General features: G+C 44.1%; 1 protein-coding gene and 1 pseudogene. Both read left to right on the top strand.

Going from position 1 to position 2948, the window contains the following annotated elements; translation table 11 throughout:
* Positions 1–369, top strand: a pseudogene (locus F6K38_RS38445) (MFS transporter); the annotation flags it as partial.
* Between the two features lie 615 nt (positions 370–984).
* The coding region (gene nblS / locus F6K38_RS38440) for a two-component system sensor histidine kinase NblS (RefSeq protein WP_287360195.1) at positions 985–2948 on the top strand (1964 nt) is incomplete at its 3' end.

The following is a 2948-nucleotide window of genomic DNA, read 5'->3' as shown; positions in this document are numbered from 1 at the left end:
CTGTGGTGTGGAGGATTTGTGTTAGTTTGGCTCACAGGAGTTGTTTCTAAGTTGGCAGTTATTCCAGCACTTTGTGCTTTGTTACTATTAGCTTTTGCTAAGGTAATTTATCTCCCTTCTGCCTCTTCTTTGGTGGGGTATTTAGCTCCACAATCGTTGCGAGGAGTTTACTTTTCCCTTGAATCTCAGTGTTGGGCAGTAGGTTACTTTATTGGACCGTCTTTAGGAGGTTGGGCATTGGATCAATCTCCAGAATTTACCAGTGGTTTTTGGTTAGTGACTGCTAGCAGTGTGGGCTTAGGTCTTGGGATTTTGTCCTATCTGGGCAAGAAGAGTCATGAGGTGATAGGTGTTAGGCATCAGGCTTGAGGCAAATGGTGTTAAGTGTAATCTTGCCAACTAATTGAGTATTAAAGCAGCATAATTAAGTGTTTATGCATCAAAATAATTAAATTATGCTTTATTAATGAAGTTTAAAACTTTAATAGTGAAGCATTAAGCATCATATTGCTTGGGTTAGGATTAGGCTTGATGTCCTAAAACCCGACACCTATGACCTATGACCTAACACCTAACACCTATCATCTGTAAGCATTCAGCAGTCAGGCGTCAGCCGTCAGCTTATTTTATTCAAAGGTGCGCTCTTACCATTAAGAATTAAATTCGCCACGGGTCGCACCTAAAAGTACCGATTGCGCTACGCGCACGCTGCGTGAACAGTAGCGTGGCACAGGCTTATAACCTGTGACTTTCCTCATAAACTGTTCGCTTAGCGTGGCCTAAGGACAATGGCTGATAGCTGATAGCTGATAGCTGATAGCTGATAGCTGATAGCTTACTATCATCTTTATTTTCCCATCAAGAGGTCAGGTTTTCTGGCCTTATAATTGGAGGATAGCCAAAAGTAGATGCTTTGATTGTGGCAAAGCATCTACCTTTGGAAGGAGTGTTGTTGTCTTCCCTGTTGAGAGAGTTGAACTGACCTTGCTAGCTTTGCTAAAAACCCTTATCGACATTATCAGGCATTGGTGGTCGGAGTTTACCCTCCAGACCAAGCTAATGGCAGCAGCCACTCTGGTTGTCTCATTGCTCATGAGTGGCTTGACCTTCTGGGCGGTGAATACGATTCAGCAGGATGCTAGGATGAACGACACTCGCTTTGGTCGTGATCTCGGTCTCTTGCTGGCTGCCAACGTTGAACCTCATGTTGCGGCAAATAATTTCGACGAACTAGCTCGCTTTTCCAGCCGCTTCTACACTAGCACCTCCAGTGTGCGTTACATTATCTATGCTGACGAGGATGGGGAAATAATCTTTGGTATTCCTTTCTCCGCAGCAGAAGTAAAGAATTCTTTAACCATTAAGCGTCGGATTGAGCTACCCGAGGGCGACGCCAAAAACTCTGATCAGCCCATGGCACGGCAGCACCTGACTCCTGATGGTCAAGTCACTGATGTGTTTGTTCCCTTAATTGACGAAAACAAATACTTAGGGGTTTTGGCTGTGGGCATTAACCCTAACCCTACGGTGGTGGTTTCTTCCAATTTAACAAGAAATGTTACCATTGCTGTGTTTATCTCGATCTGGGTGATGGTGATTTTAGGTGCAGTGGGGAACGCCTTGACTATCACTAAGCCCATTAAAGAACTACTAGTAGGGGTGAGAAATATTGCTGCTGGTAATTTCAAGCAGCGGATTGAGATGCCTTTGGGAGTAGAACTGAGGGAATTGGTGTCTAGCTTCAATGACATGGCAGAGCGTTTAGAACGCTATGAGGAGCAAAATATTGAAGAACTTACCGCAGAAAAAGCTAAGTTAGAGACTCTAGTTTCCACAATTGCCGATGGTGCTGTACTGATTGATACCAATTTTCAGGTAATGTTAGTCAACCCGACAGCACGGCGGATTTTTGGTTGGGAGGAGCAAGACATTGTCGGTAAAAATGTCCTATACCATCTCCCTGATGTGGTCACAATGGAACTAACACGACCGCTGTATCAAATGGCTACAGCGGATAAACAGACAGAAACAGAACGGGAATCCCGCGAAGGTGAAGAGTTTCGTATTACTCTGACCAAACCGGTCTCTCGCACCGTTCGCATTCTCCTAAGTAAGGTACTCAACCAATACCGGGAAAATATTAAGGGAATTGCTATCACTGTTCAGGATATCACCCGTGAGGTGGAACTTAATCAGGCAAAAAGCAATTTCATCAGCAATGTTTCCCACGAACTCAGAACACCTCTATTTAACATTAAATCATTTATCGAAACCCTCCACGACTACGACGAAAAACTTAGCGAAGCTAAGCGCAAGGAGTTTCTTGACACGGCTAATCGGGAAACTGACCGACTAACTCGTCTAGTTAACGATGTCCTAGATTTATCACGGCTGGAATCTTGTCGAATTTATCAACTCGAACCCTTTGACATTGTTCGACCTATAGAGCAAACCCTGCGCACTTATCAGCTCAACGCTCGTGACCAAACTATTGAACTGGCTCAGGAGATTGAACCAGATTTACCACCAGTTATGGGTCACTACGATTTGTTGCTCCAAGTCTTGGCTAATTTAGTGGGCAACTCTTTGAAATTCACTGAGTCTGGTGGACGAGTGGTAATTCGTGCTTATCAATTAGAACCCGAACTCAATACCAAAGAAGGAAAAGACAGGGTGCGAATTGAAATCTCGGATACGGGAATTGGCATTGCTCCAGAAGACCAACAGGCGATTTTTGACCGATTTTTCCGGGTAGAAAACCGAGTTCATACCCTGGAAGGGACGGGATTGGGGCTTTCAATTGTCAGAAACATTATCGAAAGACATCATAGCCGAGTAAACTTAGTCAGTGAAGTGGGAGTTGGGACAACATTCTGGTTTGATTTAGAGGTGTGTGAAGAACAAAAAATTACGGTTAAAGAACATTTGCAAGTAGACACCTCACAGAC

The organism is Moorena sp. SIO3B2 (genome assembly GCF_010692525.1).
GTDB lineage: Bacteria > Cyanobacteriota > Cyanobacteriia > Cyanobacteriales > Coleofasciculaceae > Moorena > Moorena producens.
Note: the sequence above shows the minus strand (reverse complement) of the source record. Positions and strands in the feature narration are given on the sequence as shown.